Source organism: Rhodonellum psychrophilum GCM71 = DSM 17998, assembly GCF_000381545.1.
Taxonomy (GTDB): Bacteria; Bacteroidota; Bacteroidia; order Cytophagales; family Cyclobacteriaceae; genus Rhodonellum; species Rhodonellum psychrophilum.
Genome location: NZ_KB906674.1, coordinates 417,383 through 436,665, shown reverse-complemented (window position 1 = coordinate 436,665; position 19,283 = coordinate 417,383). Strand labels below are relative to the sequence as shown.

17 protein-coding genes are annotated in these 19,283 nt (G+C 41.7%); 3 read left to right on the top strand and 14 right to left on the bottom strand.

All coding sequences use genetic code 11. The features are described from left to right. Positions 1-12 precede the first annotated feature (12 nt). Positions 13-690 carry a (d)CMP kinase gene (gene cmk, locus F824_RS0105230; protein ID WP_019596813.1) on the bottom strand — a complete coding sequence of 226 codons (678 nt, stop codon included), beginning with the start codon at positions 688-690 and terminating at the stop codon, positions 13-15. Positions 691-847: 157 nt separating this feature from the next. Here cmk and ade point away from each other — a divergent pair, with 157 nt between their 5' ends. Both ade and F824_RS0105220 read left to right on the top strand, forming a co-directional pair. Beyond that, entirely contained in the window at positions 848-2,503 is a 1,656-nt protein-coding gene (gene ade / locus F824_RS0105225; protein ID WP_019596812.1) for an adenine deaminase, read from the top strand. 54 nt (positions 2,504-2,557) lie between these two features. After that, entirely contained in the window at positions 2,558-3,697 is a 1,140-nt protein-coding gene (locus tag F824_RS0105220) for an acyl-CoA dehydrogenase family protein (RefSeq protein ID WP_026333512.1), read from the top strand. A gap of 73 nt (positions 3,698-3,770) precedes the next feature. Here the strand turns inward: F824_RS0105220 and F824_RS0105215 are convergent, their stop codons facing one another. The 10 genes from F824_RS0105215 to F824_RS0105155 all read right to left on the bottom strand — a co-directional run bounded on the left by F824_RS0105215 (position 3,771) and on the right by F824_RS0105155 (position 15,066). Then, positions 3,771-4,937: a 6-bladed beta-propeller gene (locus F824_RS0105215; RefSeq protein WP_019596810.1), complete on the bottom strand. Its 1,167-nt coding sequence runs from the start codon at positions 4,935-4,937 to the stop codon at positions 3,771-3,773. A 394-nt stretch (positions 4,938-5,331) separates the two neighbouring features. After that, the gene (locus F824_RS0105205; protein ID WP_019596808.1) at positions 5,332-5,541 is read right to left on the bottom strand and encodes a hypothetical protein; all 210 of its coding nucleotides are present in this window, start codon (positions 5,539-5,541) and stop codon (positions 5,332-5,334) included. Positions 5,542-5,614: 73 nt separating this feature from the next. Next, complete coding sequence (locus F824_RS0105200) at positions 5,615-6,361, bottom strand: MIP/aquaporin family protein (RefSeq protein ID WP_019596807.1); 747 nt, start codon at positions 6,359-6,361, stop codon at positions 5,615-5,617. Next, on the bottom strand, positions 6,361-7,860 hold the full coding sequence (gene glpK / locus F824_RS0105195) for a glycerol kinase GlpK (protein WP_019596806.1): 1,500 nt from the start codon (positions 7,858-7,860) through the stop codon (positions 6,361-6,363). Before glpK ends, F824_RS0105200 begins: the two co-directional genes overlap by 1 nt. Positions 7,861-7,891: 31 nt before the next feature. Continuing rightward, positions 7,892-9,451: a glycerol-3-phosphate dehydrogenase/oxidase gene (locus F824_RS0105190; protein ID WP_019596805.1), complete on the bottom strand. Its 1,560-nt coding sequence runs from the start codon at positions 9,449-9,451 to the stop codon at positions 7,892-7,894. Positions 9,452-10,107: 656 nt separating this feature from the next. Then, positions 10,108-10,404, bottom strand: a complete 297-nt coding sequence (locus F824_RS0105180; RefSeq protein WP_019596803.1) for a hypothetical protein — start codon at positions 10,402-10,404, stop codon at positions 10,108-10,110. 94 nt (positions 10,405-10,498) lie between these two features. Then, entirely contained in the window at positions 10,499-11,005 is a 507-nt protein-coding gene (locus F824_RS0105175; protein ID WP_026333511.1) for a SixA phosphatase family protein, read from the bottom strand. 232 nt (positions 11,006-11,237) lie between these two features. After that, the gene (locus tag F824_RS0105165) at positions 11,238-11,972 is read right to left on the bottom strand and encodes an RluA family pseudouridine synthase (protein WP_026333510.1); all 735 of its coding nucleotides are present in this window, start codon (positions 11,970-11,972) and stop codon (positions 11,238-11,240) included. A 171-nt stretch (positions 11,973-12,143) separates the two neighbouring features. Continuing rightward, the gene (locus F824_RS0105160; RefSeq protein WP_019596799.1) at positions 12,144-13,727 is read right to left on the bottom strand and encodes a peptide chain release factor 3; all 1,584 of its coding nucleotides are present in this window, start codon (positions 13,725-13,727) and stop codon (positions 12,144-12,146) included. A gap of 100 nt (positions 13,728-13,827) precedes the next feature. Beyond that, positions 13,828-15,066 carry a sensor histidine kinase gene (locus tag F824_RS0105155; protein ID WP_019596798.1) on the bottom strand — a complete coding sequence of 413 codons (1,239 nt, stop codon included), beginning with the start codon at positions 15,064-15,066 and terminating at the stop codon, positions 13,828-13,830. A 149-nt stretch (positions 15,067-15,215) separates the two neighbouring features. Here F824_RS0105155 and F824_RS0105150 point away from each other — a divergent pair, with 149 nt between their 5' ends. Beyond that, positions 15,216-15,686, top strand: coding sequence for a Dps family protein (locus F824_RS0105150; RefSeq protein ID WP_019596797.1), 471 nt, complete (start codon positions 15,216-15,218; stop codon positions 15,684-15,686). A gap of 237 nt (positions 15,687-15,923) precedes the next feature. Here the strand turns inward: F824_RS0105150 and F824_RS0105145 are convergent, their stop codons facing one another. The 3 genes from F824_RS0105145 to F824_RS0105135 all read right to left on the bottom strand — a co-directional run bounded on the left by F824_RS0105145 (position 15,924) and on the right by F824_RS0105135 (position 19,066). Beyond that, on the bottom strand, positions 15,924-17,231 hold the full coding sequence (locus F824_RS0105145; RefSeq protein WP_019596796.1) for an ABC transporter permease: 1,308 nt from the start codon (positions 17,229-17,231) through the stop codon (positions 15,924-15,926). Further along, positions 17,224-18,123, bottom strand: coding sequence for an ABC transporter ATP-binding protein (locus F824_RS0105140; protein WP_019596795.1), 900 nt, complete (start codon positions 18,121-18,123; stop codon positions 17,224-17,226). Before F824_RS0105140 ends, F824_RS0105145 begins: the two co-directional genes overlap by 8 nt. Positions 18,124-18,340: 217 nt before the next feature. Beyond that, entirely contained in the window at positions 18,341-19,066 is a 726-nt protein-coding gene (locus tag F824_RS0105135) for a DUF4097 family beta strand repeat-containing protein (protein WP_236613144.1), read from the bottom strand. Between the last annotated feature and the right edge of the window lie 217 nt (positions 19,067-19,283).

Below are 19,283 nucleotides of genomic sequence, written 5' to 3'. Positions count from 1 at the left end.
CTTCCATCTGATTTAGGCAATCTTTTTTTTAGCCAATTCAACAATTTGATTCACCTGATCCTCGAAATCCATAAAACTGGTATCAATCTCCACTGCATCATTGGCTTTTAGCAATGGGCTTTCTTTTCGTGTAGAATCAATTCGATCTCTTTCTTTTAAGTTATTGGCGATTTTATCCAATTCTACCAATTCCCCTCTTTCAAGAAGTTCTTTTTGCCTTCTTTCTGCGCGGATCAGTAAGTCCGCAGTCATGAAAACCTTCAATTCGGCATCCGGGAAAACGACGGTGCCAATGTCCCTGCCATCCATGACGACTCCTTTTTTCTTACCGAGTTTTTGCTGCTGTGCTACCAACTCAACCCTCACTTCCTTGATTTTGCTTACCTCGCTGACATTTTCGGAAACCCGCATCGATCGGATTTCTTCTTCTACATTCAATCCATTCAAAAAGGTTTCCTGACGGCCATTCTCTTCGCTGGGATGAAAGGCAATGGAAAGCGTATCCAAGGATTTTTCCACCTCCACAGGATTGGTCAAAACCGTCATCCTATTCAAAAAATGAAGTGTTGCCGCGCGATACATGGCACCTGAATCAATATACGTATACCCCAGTTCCTTTGCCACCGTCTTTGCGGTGGAACTTTTTCCACAACCCGAGAAGCCATCAATTGCAACTACAATCTTTCTCATTTACGAAAAGTAACTTTCCTCTTTTTTTTAATTTCAGGCGCAAATATAGTAGTTTTAAATCTAATTCCTTTGGCAAAAGGATGTATTCCCTGTTCCTGTAAGGATAGTGCTTATTATTGTTGAAATTTGGAAATCAAATCTTTAAATCTATCTTAATATGAAAGCTTTTTTAATCTCTGGTCAACTTGTTGACATCCCCAACCGCTGTATTTATCCGGCTGAAATCAAAGTGGATTTGGGGAAAATAGTATCCATACGCAAAATCAAACGCATCGGTGACATGCCCTATATCCTACCGGGATTTATCGATGCGCACGTCCATGTCGAATCCTCCATGTTGGTCCCTTCTGAGTTTGCAAGGCTGGCAGTAGTCCACGGTACGGTAGCCACCTTGTCTGATCCCCATGAAATCGCCAATGTTTGTGGACTGGAGGGCGTGGAATACATGATCGAGAATGGACGTCAAGTACCTTTCAAGTTTTATTTTGGTGCGCCTTCCTGCGTGCCTGCTACCCCGTTTGAAACCGCAGGTGGAGAAATCACCGCCGCTGACATCAACAAGCTCCTGGAAAGGAAGGAAATCGTTTATCTGGCAGAAATGATGAACTGGCCCGGCACGATCAATAAGGACCCTCTGGTGATGGAGAAATTGGACCTGGCCAAAAAATACGGAAAGCCCGTCGATGGCCATGCCCCTGGACTCAAAGGAGAAATGGCCGCAAAATACGCCTCTGCAGGAATCACCACTGATCACGAGTGTTTTACCAAGGAGGAGGCGCTTGACAAAATCAAATTGGGAATGAAGATCGCCATTCGGGAAGGCAGTGCCGCCAAAAATTTTGAGGTTTTAATTGACCTGATTGATGATTATCCCGAAATGATCATGTTTTGTTCCGATGACAAACACCCGGACAGTCTGGCCATCGGACATATCAATGAATTGGCAGCAAGAGCCATTGCCAAAGGAAAAAACCTTTATGACGTGCTTCAAGCTGCCTGTATCAATCCCATTCTACACTACAGCCTCCAAGTGGGTAGGCTTCGACTAGGTGACCCTGCTGATTTCACAATGGTCCAAGACCTGAAGGATTTTAAGGTTCAAAAGACCTACATCGACGGTAAATTGGTAGCAGAAAATGGAAAAACATTGATTCCCAGAGTGGAAAATAAGGTGATCAATAATTTTCAAACTTCTTTAAAGAGCGAACTGGATTTCTCATTGGACCCACAAGGGGACAAGGTGAGGGTGATTGAAGCCTTGGATGGCCAATTGATCACACCAGAAATAGAAGGTGAAGTAAGGGTTTTGGAGGGAAAAGCGGTTTCGAATCCGGAGGCGGATATCTTGAAAATCACGGTGGTGAACAGGTATGCAGACGCCCCTCCTGCGGTGGCTTTCATCAAGAATATCGGCTTGAAGGAAGGAGCCATTGCCTCATCCGTTGGCCATGATTCCCATAATATCATCGCAGTTGGGGTAGATGACTCCTCAATCTGTAGAGCTGTAAACCTTCTGATTGAAGCCAAGGGTGGGATTTCAGCGGTAAGGAATGGAGAAGAAAAAATCCTCCCACTTCCCGTCGGTGGGATCATGTCCACAGAGGATGGCTATCAGATCGCAGCAGCCTATACTGCCATCGATCGTATGGCAAAGGAGATGGGTTCCAAACTGCAATCCCCCTTCATGACCTTGAGTTTTATGGCACTTTTGGTCATCCCCGACCTAAAATTGAGCGACAAAGGCTTGTTTGATGGACAAAAGTTTGAGTTTGTGGATTTGTTTTTGGACCCAAAACCTTCCCGAACCGGATAAGTTAATACCTTTGTACCTAGAAATATAACCCAAAAAATTACTTTAGACATGATGATGAGTTTCGAGCTCAACGAAAATCAAGGGATGATCGCACAGATGATCCGTGATTTTGGAGCAAAAGAGATTACCCCTTTCCGCAAGGAATGGGATGACAATCAACATTTTCCAAACGACCTTTTCAAAAAACTTGGTGAACTTGGATTGATGGGGGTTTTGGTTCCTGCCGAATATGGTGGATCGGGATTCGGCTACTTCGAATATGTAACTGCTATCGTTGAATTGACCAAACTTGATCCTTCCGTCGGCCTCTCCATGGCTGCACACAATTCGCTGTGTACAGGCCATATCATGATGTTTGGCAATGAAGAACAAAAGAAAAAATATATCCCCAAACTTGCTTCGGGCGAGTGGTTGGGCGCTTGGGGTCTTACAGAACCCAACACCGGATCAGATGCTGGAAATATGAGAACTGTTGCGGTTGAGGACGGTGATTATTACGTGCTCAACGGTGCCAAAAACTTTATCACCCACGGTGTTTCCGGAGATGTGGCAGTGGTGATTGCCCGTACGGGAAATGTGGGCGACTCCCATGGAATGACGGCATTCGTCGTAGAAAGAGGAACTCCGGGTTTCAAGGGCGGAAGAAAGGAAGACAAAATGGGCATGCGTGCCTCCGAAACCGCCGAAATGATTTTTGAAGATTGCAGGCTTCACAAGAGCCAAGTATTGGGAGATGTTGGAAATGGTTTTATCCAATCCATGAAGATCCTTGACGGAGGTAGAATTTCCATCGCTGCACTTTCCCTGGGAATTGCAGAAGGTGCTTTGGAAGCTTCCATCCAATATTCCAAAGAAAGAGAGCAATTCAACCAACCCATCAGCAAATTTCAGGGCATTGCCTTCAAACTTGCCGATATGGCTACCCAAGTGGAAGCCGCCAGTTTGCTTACTTTCAAAGCTGCTGATCTTAAGAACAGGGGACAAAAGGTAACATTGGCAGGTGCTCAAGCCAAACTCTATGCTTCTGAGGTGGCCGTTTCGGTTTCCAATGAAGCGGTTCAGATTTTTGGTGGATATGGGTTTATCAAAGACTATCCAGTGGAAAAATACTACAGGGATTCGAAGCTTTGTACGATTGGCGAAGGAACTTCTGAAATCCAAAAACTGGTGATTTCCAGAGAGATCTTGAAATAATCGGTATCAAATACTATTTGAGCCCCTTTAGAAATTCAAAATTCCTAAAGGGGCTTTTTTTGCTTATTTTTTTTTAATTTGGGAAGGAGTTATTGACTCTTAGCTTGATAAGCATGTGGGAATCATCCATTAGCTTTTCTTTGCTTTTATCAAAAAACCCATGCACATTATTGCTGCTCACCTGTACATTTTTTCCAGAAAAGGTGTTTACATAATCATTATAAAAACTGGTTGTACTGATGGAATAAACCAATTCATTTTCGGAAAAAGTCCAGGGATATCCTTCAAATTTCATTTGATCCAAGTCATTTTCCAGATGCTGAAATTGACCAATTTTTTGAAAAGTTTGATCAAGCAATAAGTAATGCATTTTAGCTGCCCCCTGCTTTACAATTGTAATGTAATGGTTTTTGAATGGAAAAAAAGCTGCCAAATCAACCACCAAGTTTCTTTGGGATTGAATCTCCTGTATAGTCGTAGATCTTTCTTTTAAAACCCTTGTTTCAGTATTGTGTTTGCCGAAATCGAATTGAATGATTCTGGAGAGGTTTCCATTTTTTTTATTGAATACCGCAACCTCTGTAGAATAAGGAATATTAAAATAAATAAAAGGATTGTGGGGATCCTCAATAAAACCTGTATGAGAATTGAAATTCACTATATTTTCTTTATCCTTTTCAAATGAAACAAAGCCTTTTAAACCTTCCTCATTTTCTCTCAAAAAATTAAATCTCCCATGATCAATGTTATAGCTATTGAAAAAAAGTTTGTATTCAGACCCTAAATAGAAATTATTATTATCTAAATCATGCCTGATTTCTTGGATAAAACTTCCGGAAAAATCAAATTGAATGATTTTATTCAAAAAGAAATCAAGAATATAAATCGATTCTCCTTTGATCTGGAAGTCATTCATTTGAAAATACTCTCCAGGGCCTTTTCCCATCGCTTTAATAACCCTTTCGAATCTTCCTTTTTCATCAAAAATAAAAAGCTGATTTGTCGCCCAATCCCTTACAAATATCCTTTTATCCGAAAATTTTATATTGTGTGGCTCCACTAATGGGAAATCCTCTGGTGTAACCAATAGGATATATTCAATATCGTCAAACAGGTCTGAAAATTTGCCATTTTTTGATGTATCTAAGTCTATTTGTAAGACAGATATATTTTCAAAATTTGATTTTTCTTGACAAGCCAGAAGAAAAATTAATATTAAATAAATTAGGCTGTGCTTCATTAAGGTAAGAGTAAGGGAGGTGGGAATCCCACCTCCTGATTAACATTTCAATAGGGTTCTTGTATGGATGGATCGCAATAGGATTCATAATCCACCCATTCGCATATTTCCACCATTTTACCACTGTCCTTACAAATTTTTACAATTTGTTTAAATCCAGCTCCGGGCAAAGACTCCTGCGCAAAAGAAGGTGGAGCAATAAAGGTAAATGATGCCACAATTGCTCCCAAAAAGAATTTTTTCTTAACATTAAAATTTAAAGTTCATCAAATAATTAAAAGATTTAAAAAGTAGTCACTAAATAAACCGTTCTAAAGAAAGAAAGAAGCAAACTATTAGTTAAAAATAATCCCATCCATGAAAAAAATCCACAACTCTTCACTTAAAAAAATCTTTATTTCTTAACCCTCAATTTGATCAACATCCAATTATCATCTTTCAGTTTATCCCCGTATTTATTGAAAAAACTGTGGACATCGCTGTTGCCCAGTTGCACCTTTTGGTTGGCAAAGACATTGATATAATCATTGTAAAAATTGGAGGTCCTGCTCAGATAAACTACTTCATTCTCAGTAAAAGACCAAGGAATTTTATAAATGGACAATTGGTCCAGATCATTTTCAGGATCAACAATCTGGCTTTTTACCTTCAGATCCCCTCATCAGCGTATAATTAAATCATACCATCCCTCCAGCACCCAATAACAAATAGATCCCTGCTGCCAAAGCGGCCCCGATAATTGGCCCAACTATCGGCACCCAGCTATATTGCCAATCACTTCCACCTTTTCCCTTGATCGGCAAGAATTGATGCATCAGCCTTGGCCCGAAATCACGGGCGGGATTGATCGCATATCCGGTCGTCCCACCAAGTGATAACCCAATCACCCAAACCAAAAAGGCAACCGGCAATGCGCCCAATGATCCCAATCCAATGGGAGTACCGTTGGTGTCATTCAACATCGGCTCCGTAGAATACAAAATCACGATGATCAAAACAGAAGTTCCCACGATCTCCGAGATCAAGTTGGAAGAATAATTCCGGATGGCCGGGACGGTTCCAAATGGAGCGAATTTCAAACCTGGATCTTCTGTTGCATCAAAATGGTCCTTATACACCAACCATGCAATGGTGGAACCAAACATTGCGCCCAGAATTTGGGCAAATATGTATTTTGGAACCATTTCCCATGGAAAGTCTCCCACGATGGCCAAGCCGATACTGACAGCGGGATTCAAGTGGGCACCACTGTAAGGTCCAGCCACCACCACACCGATAAAAACCCCCAACGCCCAAGCGGTGGTAATCACCATCCAGCCACTGTTTTGTCCTTTGGTTTTGTTCAAAACCACATTGGCCACCACGCCTGAGCCCATGGCAATCAGGAGGGATGTCCCTACAAATTCTGCTACAAACTCATCCATTACTCTACCCAGTTTTTAGACCTGTCAACAGCCTTGTGCCAAAAATGCAAATAATGAGCGACCTGCTTCTGGTCCATTTGTGGCTCGAAACTCTGATCTGCCTCCCATAGGGATTTCAATTCTTCTTCATTTTTCCAAAAACCAACCGCCAGTCCGGCAAAAAACGCTGCTCCAAGAGCCGTGGTCTCAATGATTTTTGGCCTTTTGATCTCACATCCCAAGATGTCTGCCTGAAACTGCATCAGGAAATTGTTGGCAGTTGCGCCGCCATCTACACGAAGTTCCAATGTAGGTTCTCCACTGTCTTTTTCCATGGCTTTGAGGACATCGTTCACCTGATAGGCAATGGCTTCCAAGGCCGCTCGCGTCATGTGGGCGATGGTTGTACCCCTGGTAATCCCAAAAAAAGCACCTCTCGCATTTTGGTCCCAATGTGGAGCGCCCAATCCCGCCAATGCCGGAACAAAATATACGCCATCGTTATCTTTAAGACTTATCGCCAGTTTTTCACTTTCTTTGGCATGGCCAAAAAATTCTATACCATCACGCAACCATTGGATCGCTGCTCCTCCAATGAAAACGCTTCCCTCCAGTGCATAAGTCACTTTTCCGTTCAACTCCCAGGCAATGGTGGTCAACAATCTATTGTTTGATTTTACAGGCTGATCGCCTGTATTCATCACTAGGAAACAACCCGTACCATAAGTGGTTTTCGCCATTCCTGCTTTGGTGCAAAGTTGGCCAAAAAGAGCCGCCTGCTGGTCTCCCGCAATTCCTGCAATAGGGATTTTCACAGAAAGCACATCTCCGGCAGTATGGCAATACACTTCACTACTGGATTTTACGGCTGGCAACATCGAATCCGGAATATCAAAAAGAGCCAACAATTCCTTGTCCCACTTTTTTTCGTGGATATTGAAAAGCATGGTCCTGCTGGCGTTGGTGATGTCCGTAATGTGGGTTTGTCCCGCTGTGAGTTTCCAAACCAACCAGGTATCGATGGTTCCAAAAGCCAATTCACCTTTTTCAGCCTGTTCCCTTGCCCCCTCCACATTGTCCAAAATCCATTTGATTTTGGTGGCCGAAAAATAGGCATCTAAGATCAACCCTGTCTTTTCGGCGATCATTTCAGCTTTCCCAGCGGCTTTCAATTCATCGCAAAAAGCGGCTGTCCTTCTGTCCTGCCATACAATCGCATTGTAAAGAGGTTTGCTTGTTTTTCTGTCCCATACTATAGTAGTCTCCCTTTGGTTGGTGATGCCAATGGCGGCGATCTGATCGGGTTTAATCCCTTCTTTGACCAAGGCTTCGATCATGACGGCGGATTGGGAAGACCATATTTCGGCCGGATCGTGTTCCACCCATCCCGCTTTTGGAAAATGTTGTTTAAAATCTTTTTGGGCCGCCGAGACAATTTGGCCTTGGTGGTCAAAAACAATTGCCCTGGAACTCGTCGTTCCTTGGTCAAGTGCCAAAATGTATTGATTCGCTTGGTTCATGGGTTGGGGTTTATTGCTTGACTTAGGATTTCTATAAAATATACTTCTGCGCTACTTTCTGAAAATCGGCAAGTTCTTGCTGGATCCAAGCTTCTCCACCTCCAAGTTCCTGCTCCATTATCGCAGCGACTTTCGGAGCCATCTGTATCGCTGCTTTGGCATCCAAAAACAAAATACGAATTCTTCTGGATAAAACATCTTCAACTTTGATGGCCATCTCGTTCCGCACCGCCCATACAACTTCCGCCAAGGTGTATGGATAATCGGGATGGAGTTTTTCCTTTAATTCTTTATCGCTTTTCATCAAAGCCTCAATCTGCAAAGCATCGGTCCCATATCCTGCCAAATGGCCATAGGCCTTCCCCTTGGTATATCCATGCAGGTGTTTCTCTGCCGAAAGGCTCTTGGATAATTTTTGACCCGTGATTTTGGCGAAATACTCCACGGTATCTTCCCCCATTTTTCGGAAGGTAGTCCATTTTCCACCTGTCAAAGTCACCAAGTTACTTTCCGAGAGAATGATTTTGTGGCTTCTGGAAATTTCCTTGGTCTTGGTACTTCCTTCCTTTGGTGCTGCCAAAGGCCGCAGTCCTGCATAAACGGAAAGCACATCCGCTCTGGTGGGTTGTCTGGTCAGATAGGCCGAAGCTGTTTCAAGCACAAAATCAATCTCACTTTTCAAGGCTTCTGGCTCTAATTTGGCTTTTTCCCTCAGCGTATCGGTGGTTCCCAATACCAATTTCCCTTGCCACGGAACAGCAAACAGCACTCTACCATCAGAGGTCTTGGGAATCATCAAGGCGTCATTTCCGCCCAAAAAAGATTGGTCCAAAACCAAATGGATTCCCTGACTGGGTTGAATGCTCTTCACTGCATCAGGCTGGTCCATCTTGAGGATTTTGTCTGCAAAAACACCCGTCGCATTTACGACCATTTTGGCTTGGAGGGTATAATCCTTGTTCCCGATCACATCCCTGACGACCAGTCCATTGATTTTCCCGTTTGCATCTTTTTTCAAGGCATCGACTTTGGCGTAATTGACCATGCAGCCACCCATTTCATTGCAGGTCTGTGCGATCGAAAGTGCCAACCGGGCATCATCAAATTGACCGTCATAGTATACTACTCCTCCATGAAGACCCTTTTCTTTCAGTTGGGGAAGTCTGGTTAAGGTTTCCTTTCTAGAGATGAACTTCGATTTGCCCAACCTGAGACGGCCTGCCATCCAATCATAAAGCTTTAAGCCAACACTGTACTGAATCCTGTCAAACCACGAATAGATAGGAATAATGAAGGGCTGATTATGCGTAAGATGTGGCGCATTTTTCAACATTCTCCCACGCTCTTTCAAGGCCTCAAAAACCAACATCACATCCCCTTGGGCCAGATATCGGACCCCACCATGCACCAATTTGGTACTCCTGCTTGAAGTCCCTTTGGCATAATCGGCCTTTTCGAACAAAGCCACGGATAATCCCCTGGACAAAGCGTCCAAAGCCACCCCCAAGCCTGACGCACCCCCACCGATCACCACAATATCCCAAACTTTCTCTTTCGACTCAAGTTGCTTTATGTTTTTATTCCTATCCATTTGTACCCTATTTGAATTCAAAAATAATAAAATAAAATCAAAAGAAACAAAAGGAAATGTATTTATTCGTTTTTCTTTCGCTATTAAGAATAAATATTATCCTTGAGTACTCCAGGCGGGAGAATCCCAAAACGGAATTTCATCTAAGTCCTTCAATTTACTCAGAAACATGCATTGGGTTTCACAATGGGCTTGAATCCGAAATATGCATTCGGTTTCACAATGAGACCGATACTGGAAGGAAATCAGACTATTGGGAGACCAATTCCTGACACCAATAGGGTGAAGTCAAAAATGGTAAGCAACCGTCTAATTATAAGGCAATATTAGGCTGGAATATAAATTGGTATTGCATAAAATGGCTTGAAGGTTCTTCTGGATGTGCTAACCAACCGGAATATGAAAATCAAATGAGATTCATCTGGAGGGTGAAAACCTTATCATCGAGAATTATTGACTTCCAAACTTAAAAAATTCAGGATAAGCCAATTGCCAAAAAAATCCGATATGTATAAATTGGAATTTAAATTAAGGAATTTCAGAAAAACGGGTATCAAAGCCAAAACAAAAGCTTTTTGTGATGATGAAATTTACCGAAGTGAACCAGATCGATTTGATTGTTGAAAAATTTTCTAAATAGGATCACTCCCAAATCCTCAATACCTAGGGGTGGTCCCTTCCACCACAAACGTAACCGCGTTGACCAAAACCCCAATGGGCCCCAAAAGTGCATCTTCGGTTGTGTTGAAGAGGACAAGGTATTGCCCACTTTCAAAGGTTCTGACTTCAGCCTCTTTCCAATTCGTGATTACCGTCGCTTTCTCAGCCTCGGACAATGAATTGTAAGCGACTTCCCGTGCCTTCATCAGATTGTTTTGTTCGGCATCTTCATTGCTGCAAGCTGACATGGCTAAGAAAGAAAACAACAGGGATAGAAGTAAAATCTTTTTCATGGCAATAGAATTTAAACAGCGTTAAAATAAATTTTATTGAATGAATTTTATTACGGGATAGATATCAAATGGTTTTCAAGAGAATAATTTGATTTCAAAAATCCCTGTAAATTTTACGTTCCACACGAGATGTCCCGTTAGGGTTTAAGGACACCACAAAAATAAAATTATATTCAATGTCTGTCAATTCTGGATATGGGTCAGATTTTCCAACAAAATAATTGGCCAAATGATGAACAGTATTGCTATGTCCCACGACAAGCATATTTCCCTTCCTATTTTTCAACTCCTTGACCAAATCATCATGGTTTTTGGGATCATAGAACTCTATTTCCAGTCCACTTTGGTCTATCACCGGTTGTACAGTGGCCTTGGTCCGAATGGTATTCGTGGAGAAAACGTGCGCAATCTCCTTGTCAGACATGATTTGGCCCAATTTCTTTGCCCTAACCGTTCCTGCCACATTCAATGTTGGATCGTCAACATTCAATAATTTTTCGGCATGTCGCACGATATAAATTGTTTTGGGCTCTTGTTTGGCACCACAACCAAGCAACAAAAAAATCAGACAGAAAAAGGAGAGCAAAATTTTCGTGTTCATGGATTTGGTTTTTGGAATATCAATGATATTCAATTTTCGGAAGTTTTCCCAGTCACAACCCAATTCTCTTATTTGGGGGTTCGCAATTGTCAGAGATAAATCCCAGCTCTGGGAAAGGATATTTTACAGCCTTAAAAAAACACCGCATCAAAATGAAGCTATAGGGCATCGGATTCTAAATTCTAAAGCAATGGGGAATCCCTAAGGTTCCCCATTGCTTTAATTTTTTTGATTAACCACTGAAGGTATTGTCGATGTGTTGGTCTTTGGCTTTGATGTTTTCAAATTCCAGGAATTGCTCCCAGAAAGGCTCCTCCGGAAGCGCTGCTCTCAAATACAATTTTTCTTTTCTGATCGGGTGGACAAAAACCAATTGAAAGGCATGCAGGTTAATGCTGGCATCTATATTGGGTTTGGCAAAACCATACTTCAAATCTCCTCGGATCGGACACCTGATGGACGATAGCTGCACCCTGATCTGGTGTGGTCTTCCCGAAACTGGCCTGACTTCCATGAGCCAGTGGTCATTCAGAGTTCCCAACCTTTTATAAGTCAGTTCAGCCTTTTGGGAACCTTCGACTTCCATATCGTAAGCAGTCACCACATTTCTCTGCTCGTCCTTCACCAACCAATGGGTCAGTTTTTCCAATTCCTCTTTGGGCTTCTTTTTGACAATAGCCCAATAAACTTTATGAATATCCCGCTTGCGGAAGAGTTCCATCATCCTTTCCAGTGCTTTGGAGGTTCTGGCGAAGATGACCAATCCGCTGACAGGTCTGTCCAATCGATGAACCGGATGTAAAAAAACAGCTCCTGGCTTGTCGTATTTTTCCGCTATATATTCCCGGCAATAATCCGTCAGGGTTTTGTCCTTGGTCTTGTCTCCCTGAACCAAAACACCTGCTGCTTTATTTACCACAAGCAAGTGATTGTCTTCGTAGACGACCGTAAATGGTTTTTTTCTCATTTCATTGAATTTTAAAGGATGAAGGAATAAATCAGAAATCCATTCTCCATCAATATTTTTGTGAATGTTTGGCCTCGGCCCTTTTGAAAATAAATTTTGATCCCTTACTGCAATCAAAATTTCATTCCCCTGTATTGTTTGGCGCCGATTGGCAACCTAAAACTTGTTTTTCTATTGAAATTCAGAAGTGAAATGGAATTCAATATCTGGATAATTGTCCTGAACCATTTGCAACCATGACTTTGACTCGGCCATAAAAACCAACTTACCGTCTTTGTCACGGGCAATATGCCTGTTTTTGGAACGCACAAATTCATCCAATTGCTTCTTGTCCTTGCTGCTTATCCAGCAGGCTTTGTAGAGGTTCATCGGAGCAAATTCAACAGAGGCGTTGTATTCCTGTTTCAATCTAAACTGAATGACCTCAAACTGGAGTTGCCCCACAGTTCCCACCACTTTTCTGGAACCCATGTCAAAGGTAAACAATTGGGCGACACCTTCTTCCATCAATTGCTTGAGGCCCTTCTCCAATTGCTTGGTTTTCATGGCGTCTTTATTGATCACCTCTTTGAAAATCTCAGGGGAGAAACTGGGGATTCCCTTGAAGGTCATATTTTCTCCTTCGGTCAAGGTATCCCCTATTTTGAGGTTTCCGGTATCGTACAAACCGATAATATCACCAGGATAGGCTTCATCTACGATTTCTCGATCCTGGGCCATAAACTGGGTAACGTTGGAAAAACGAAGCGGTTTTGGGCCTCGGACATGGTTATAAGGCTTGTTCCTCTCGAATTTGCCAGAGCAAATCCTCAAGAAGGCAATACGGTTCCGGTGATTCGGATCCATATTGGCGTGGATTTTAAAAACAAATCCAGAAAACTTAGACTCATCGGGCTTGACTTCCCTTTCTTCCGTAAATCGGCTTTTGGGTGCTGGCGCAATTTTGATAAAAGTATCCAGCATTTCGTTTACCCCAAAATTATTGACCGCTGACCCGAAAAATACAGGTGCTACTTTTCCTTCCAGATATTCTTTGGGGTCAAAATCCGGATAAACACCTTCGATCAGCTCCACATCCTCCCGAAGCTGTTTGGCATTGTTCATCCCGACGAGTTCCTCCAAATTAGAATCCTCCAGATTTTCAATGGTCAACCTGTCATCGCTGAGTTTTCTTTGACTCGGGGTGAATAGGTTTAACTTTTTGTCAAAAAGATTATAGACACCTTTGAAGCCTTTCCCCATACTTATTGGCCAGGAAAGTGGGCGTACCTGAATGTTCAGCTTTTCTTCGACCTCATCCAGCAAATCATAGGGGTCACGACCTTCTCTATCCAGTTTATTGATAAAACAGATTACCGGTGTATTTCGCATCCTACAGACTTCCATTAGTTTTTCCGTCTGGATTTCCACGCCTTTTACACAGTCAATAACCATGATCACCGAATCCACTGCAGTAAGTGTCCGGTAGGTGTCTTCCGCAAAATCTTGGTGACCTGGAGTATCAAGTAAATTGATTTTCATTCCCTTATACTCAAATCCCATTACAGAGGTGGCAACAGAAATTCCCCGTTGCTTTTCGATTTCCATCCAATCGGATTTAGTAGAAGTATCGATTTTGTTGGATTTAACAGCTCCTGCGGTTTGAATAGCACCGCCAAAAAGTAACAGCTTTTCTGTCAAAGTGGTTTTTCCAGCATCCGGGTGGGCAATGATGGCAAAGGTTCTTCTCTTTTCAATCTCTTTTGTCAAACTCATTTTTGGGCAATCTTAAATTCAGTCCACAAAGGTACGTTTTTATTGGAAGATTTGGAAAACAGAAAATGGGAAAGCCGTAAGCCTATCATGTATGGCTAATTTAACTGAATTTTTTATAGAGAAACCCTTCTGGCTTGATTTCGGGAATGCTATCCTTCACCCCGTTGAGCACGATCCGAAAAGTGGTGCCTTTGCCTGTTTCAGAGTGCTTGACGAAAACTTTCCCCTTATGGTATCCTTCGATAATCCTTTTGGCCAAAGTCAGTCCCAAACCCCAACCCCTCCTTCGGGTGGTAAAACCAGGATTGAAAACTTTCTTGTACATATTCTTCTCCATCCCCTTGCCAGTGTCGCTAATATCGACGAAAACAAATTTCTCACTTTCCTTGACGATATCTATCGAAATCACACCTTGGCCCTTCATGGCATCTACTGCGTTTTTGCAAATATTTTCGATTACCCATTCAAACAAGGGCTTGTTGATCATGGCATCGATGTTTTCTGAATAGCCATTGACCTTCATCTCCACTTTTGTGGAAATCCGGGGCCTAAGGTAAGAAATCGCTTCATCGACCACTTGGAATACATTTTCAGGCTGGATGATCGGGGCACTTCCAATTGAGCTAAACCTTTCGGTGACCATTCGGAGCTTGACGACATCCTTGTCCATTTCTTGGATTACCTCCTTATTTTCTTCCCATACAGGGGAGTCCTTCAGGTAATCCATCCAGGCCATCAGGGAGGCAATCGGCGTCCCCAATTGGTGTGCGGTTTCTTTGGTCAATCCAGCCCAAACCCGGTTTTGCTCCGCTACCTTGGATTGGTTGAAAACTGCATAGGCCAAGATTCCAAAAACCAAAATAACGGAAAGCTGGATGTAGGGGTAATACTTGAGGGAAGTCAACAATTCGGAGTTTCGGTAATAAACCAAAGCATCTTCCATCGCGATGGGCTCATATTCAGCTTTCATCTTGACCAACTCTTCTTTAAGGATTTCCAGAACCTCATCCTTTTTGAGATTCTTATTGAGTTTGATATTCCGATATTCAATCGGGTTGTCATAGGCATCGACGACGATGACCGGTATCGAATTGTTCTCTTGGATGATTTCTTGATTGATAAAATTGAGATTCTCTGTATACAGGGAAGCGTATTCCAAGGCCTTTGCCAAAAGTTCTATCTGTCTCTTTTCCCTTTCTTTCAATTCTTCAACAAGCCTATTTGTATAATAAATGGACCCAAAGCCGATCACCATGGAACAAATAAAAATAAGCCATTTTATCCTATTTTTATTTTGGACCAAATCCAAAGTAGCAATGTCCTGAAGTCTGTTCTTCATTTTCTAACAAAAAGATTGGTTGGGAGTTTCATTATAGGAAACTCAATTTGTACATAGATATTATCAATATGACAAAATTACTTTTCAGCTTCGCTGGCCTCATATTTGTTGTATTGGTATTAATTATTTAAATCAAAAATAGAAATAATATGAGCACTAACGACATCGGATTAGAAATAAAAGAAAGTAAGGCCTCCGTAGTAAAACTGAATGGGCTTCTTGCCAATTATGAAGTTTATTACCAAAATCTTAGAAATTTTCATTGGAATGTTAGCGGCGCAAATTTTTTTGAATTGCATGCTAAATTCGAAGAACTTTATAATGCTGCAAACTTGGGCATCGATGAGACTGCTGAGCGGATCTTGACTTTAGGAGAAAGACCCTACTCCTCATTTGAGGAATTCCTTAAAAATTCAAAAATCAAGGAAGCCAAAAACATCACAGACCCGAAGAAAATGGTGGAGATTGTCAGAGACAACCTGAATACCCTTTTGGAATTGGAAAGAGATGTCATCGAGACGGCTTCAGCCCAAAATGACGAAGGAACCGTCACCTTGATCAGTGATTATATCACTGCAAAAGAGAAAATCGTTTGGATGCTTTCTGCTTATTTGAAGTAAGACAGGAGTTTGACCCCACAAAAAAAACCGGCTATCCGCCGGTTTTTTTTGTGGGGCTCATTTTTTAACCCATTTTATGCATTGCAAAATCAATTTAATACTACAATAACCTGATATTCAATTGGTTATTTACTGTTTTTAAATTCTCCTACTGGTGTCGGGATTTATCCTGCCAAAAGTCTGGTTTTTTTTCAATTTCAACCCCATGTGGAAATCTATTGCATCTTTCGGGTTTAATCAACTGGTGGTAATCCATTTCCAAAGTGTTTTATAATTCACTTTGGCACCATGAATCAAAATACCTATCCGATAAATCTTCCCGGCAAACCAAGTCGTGAATAGAAAAGCCAAAACCAAAAACCCCATTGAAAGTATCAAATCGAAAGCGGGAACACCATAACTGGCCCTACCCATCATGGCTATTGGCGAAGTGAAAGGGATCACCGACAACCAAAAAGAAACCCTGCTATTGGGATCATCCAAAACAAAGATGAAAAGCCCCAAATAAGCAATGATCAATGGAATAGTTACCGGAAGCATAAATTGTTGGGCGTCGGAAGGGCTGTCTACAGCCGCCCCTATTGCCGCAAAAAAAGCACCATAGAGCAAATAGCCACCGATAAAGTAAAAAAGGAACATCAAGGTGATTTTGACGAAATCAATTCCTTGCAACACCTGAATGATGTTGTTGCTGTCAAAAGAATCATCCATAAGCAAACCCAATTCCGGGTTGGCCATTTCCATAGCTTGTTGTTGAGGCATTTGGAGTCCGAAATACCCCATTACAATGGAAGTAATGGTCCCTATCAGAAGCATCCAAATCAAAAACTGGGTCAAGCCCACCGCTCCGATCCCAATTATTTTACCAAGCATAAGCTGAAAAGGCTTGATAGAGGAGACCAGTATTTCCACAATCCGACTGGATTTCTCTTCGATAACGCCCTGCATGATTTGATTTCCGTAAACAAAAATAAATACATAAATCATGATTCCCGCAAAAAACCCAATCCCATAATTGACCGTGGCATCGGATATTTTTTCCTCGCCGGCATTGTCCAATGTGACGGATTGGATCGAAACTTTTGTTCTGAAAGCATCAATGACATTTGGGTCAATTCCTGATTGGTAGAGACGCTGTTCTTCGATGGTACGCTTTAGGCTGCTTTCAAGCGTACTGATCAGACTCATACTTGGATTTTTCTCTCCGAAATACACAATTCCAGCAGGTTTGGAAAGCTCAATTTTCGGAATGTATAGGAAACCGAACCGTTCTCCCTCTTGAACCATGAGTTTCCCCTCTTCTCTGCTGATTTTGGAAAATGAAAAGGCATATTGCTCCGAGCTTTCCAAAAAAAACAAATCATTTTCATCTACAACTTCGATGATCCTCAGGGAAAAGCCATCTTTTTCTCCCACAGAAATCCAAAGAAACAAGCCCATAATGGCTGGAAAAATCAAAGGCGTCAATATTGTCGCCAACAAAAAAGATCTCTTTTTGACTCGAGAAAAGTATTCCCTTTGAATGACCAAAAATATTTTACCCATGCGGATGTGATTTAACCTGTTGAATGAATAATTCCTCCATGGTGGGAAGGATCTCCCTAAACTCCAAGATGTCTCCAAAGGACATGAGTTCCAGTAGCAATTGATTTGGCCTTTTGCCGTTCAAGGGAACTTGGATTTCGACTTTGTCGGATGTCCGATGGATTCCCCATTCCGCTGGCATTTGGGTTCCGTTAGGACTTAATGCAACTTGATAAACGTGGGGCCTGAATTTCCTTTTTATGTCGGAAAGCTTTCCCTCAAGTATCTTTTTGGACTTGTGGATCATGGCGATTTCATCGCAAAGCAATTCCACGGATTCCATTCTGTGTGTGGACAAGACAACGGTGATCCCTTTGTCTTTCAATTCCAGAATCTCATTTTTGATGATCTCGGCATTCATTGGGTCAAAGCCTGAAAAAGGTTCGTCGAGGATCAACAATTCGGGTTCGTGAATGACTGTAGAGATGAATTGGACTTTCTGGGCCATTCCCTTGGATAGATCTTCAATACGTTTTTCCCTCCAAGAGGAAATCTCAAGCTTTTCCAACCAATATTTGACTTTCTCTTTTGCCATCGAAGCAGACATGCCCTTGAGTCTGGCAAAATAGATCAGTTGATCCCAGACTTTCATTTTTTTATAAAGGCCGCGCTCTTCAGGCAAGTAGCCAATTTGGGAAATGTGCTTGGAACTCAAAGGCTCCCCCTTGAAAAGAATCAGACCTGAATCGCCATCAATAATTTGGTTGATAATCCTGATCAGGGTTGTTTTCCCTGCTCCATTTGGGCCTAAAAGACCAAAGATAACACCTCTGGGGACCACAAGATCAATATGAGACAGTGCTGGTTGCTGACCAAATGATTTACTTAAATCCTGAATCTTAAGAATTTCCAATTTGACAAAGATTTATTAAACCCGTTTTATGCATTACCAATTCAATTCTAGCCTAAAAATACTATATAATCAGTCGGTTGTTTATTGTTTTTTACTTCACCATATCGAGAATAGACCCTATTCTCCCAATAGTCTGATTTTCCTGAAGATTGAACCCATGCTTGTAAATCCAATGCATATTTCGGTTTATACCACAAATGGATCAGTTTTAAAATAATTATTTGATGGTAACCGATCCAACAGAAACATCGATGGTAAAAGTCATAAGATTTTCTGCGTTTTCCTTATAATTTTTACTTACATAAGTTTTATTCCCAATGTCCTTCAAATGCTTGGGAATATTGGTTCTGCACATCGGTGTCGATTTGACCTTGATGATAAATGGCTGATCATACGCTGGGAGTTCGAGACTCACCTTTCCTGCTCCAACAATTGTATGGATATTGATTCTTTCTGACACGGGCTCTGAAAAAAACAAGTCTACCGTTCCATAATTGATCTCAAAAAACATCTCTTTTGCATTGGAAAAATTAATGTTTTTGGCATCTAGCGACCCCATATTGATGGTCACCATGAGGGTGTCCATTTTAACTGAATTGGCGATTTTCTTACTATAATCCAATTTCACATCTGCGCTTGCGGTCTTGATGATGCAGTTGGAAACCGGGAGATTGGAGAGATCCAAATAGGCTTTCCCAATTCCAAAATTCAAATGAAGGTCATATAGAAAATTGGAATTCATTTCAATGTCCCATTTGTGGTCGAAATCCTCGTTGGTGGTTGAAAAAAGTTTGTAGGAAAGGCTTTTCCCAAGGTTTTCGGACTCCACATTTCTATGGACCAACTGAGTATAAAGGACCTCGCTCACGATTTCTTGGGAAAAAGAAGGGAGAATATTGACTTTGGATAGTTTTGAAAAAATATGGACTGGGCTGGCCCCCATCCCCTTTTTAATATGCGTGACTCCCTTATAAACATTAAAATCTAAGTGAACAAGACCATAGCCCCTGGTATGGTCCACTTTAAATTCCTTGGTAATTTGAGCTTTAAGCTGGAAAACAATCCCCAATAAGAAACAAATTAATAGGCAATTTATTCTCAACATAGGGTTAAGTTACGACTTGGGGGAGAAAAGGTTTTTTAAAAATATAAAAAAAAGC

What these genes read in the sequence shown, in the direction of transcription:
- cmk (WP_019596813.1), bottom strand. Translation starts at nt 690, where the DNA reads ATGAGAAAGATTGTAGTTGCAATTGATGGCTTCTCGGGTTGTGGAAAA.
- ade (WP_019596812.1), top strand. Translation starts at nt 848, where the DNA reads ATGAAAGCTTTTTTAATCTCTGGTCAACTTGTTGACATCCCCAACCGC.
- F824_RS0105220 (WP_026333512.1), top strand. Translation starts at nt 2,558, where the DNA reads ATGAGTTTCGAGCTCAACGAAAATCAAGGGATGATCGCACAGATGATC.
- F824_RS0105215 (WP_019596810.1), bottom strand. Translation starts at nt 4,937, where the DNA reads ATGAAGCACAGCCTAATTTATTTAATATTAATTTTTCTTCTGGCTTGT.
- F824_RS0105200 (WP_019596807.1), bottom strand. Translation starts at nt 6,361, where the DNA reads ATGGATGAGTTTGTAGCAGAATTTGTAGGGACATCCCTCCTGATTGCC.
- glpK (WP_019596806.1), bottom strand. Translation starts at nt 7,860, where the DNA reads ATGAACCAAGCGAATCAATACATTTTGGCACTTGACCAAGGAACGACG.
- F824_RS0105190 (WP_019596805.1), bottom strand. Translation starts at nt 9,451, where the DNA reads ATGGATAGGAATAAAAACATAAAGCAACTTGAGTCGAAAGAGAAAGTT.
- F824_RS0105180 (WP_019596803.1), bottom strand. Translation starts at nt 10,404, where the DNA reads ATGAAAAAGATTTTACTTCTATCCCTGTTGTTTTCTTTCTTAGCCATG.
- F824_RS0105175 (WP_026333511.1), bottom strand. Translation starts at nt 11,005, where the DNA reads ATGAACACGAAAATTTTGCTCTCCTTTTTCTGTCTGATTTTTTTGTTG.
- F824_RS0105165 (WP_026333510.1), bottom strand. Translation starts at nt 11,972, where the DNA reads ATGAGAAAAAAACCATTTACGGTCGTCTACGAAGACAATCACTTGCTT.
- F824_RS0105160 (WP_019596799.1), bottom strand. Translation starts at nt 13,727, where the DNA reads ATGAGTTTGACAAAAGAGATTGAAAAGAGAAGAACCTTTGCCATCATT.
- F824_RS0105155 (WP_019596798.1), bottom strand. Translation starts at nt 15,066, where the DNA reads ATGAAGAACAGACTTCAGGACATTGCTACTTTGGATTTGGTCCAAAAT.
- F824_RS0105150 (WP_019596797.1), top strand. Translation starts at nt 15,216, where the DNA reads ATGAGCACTAACGACATCGGATTAGAAATAAAAGAAAGTAAGGCCTCC.
- F824_RS0105145 (WP_019596796.1), bottom strand. Translation starts at nt 17,231, where the DNA reads ATGGGTAAAATATTTTTGGTCATTCAAAGGGAATACTTTTCTCGAGTC.
- F824_RS0105135 (WP_236613144.1), bottom strand. Translation starts at nt 19,066, where the DNA reads ATGGGGGCCAGCCCAGTCCATATTTTTTCAAAACTATCCAAAGTCAAT.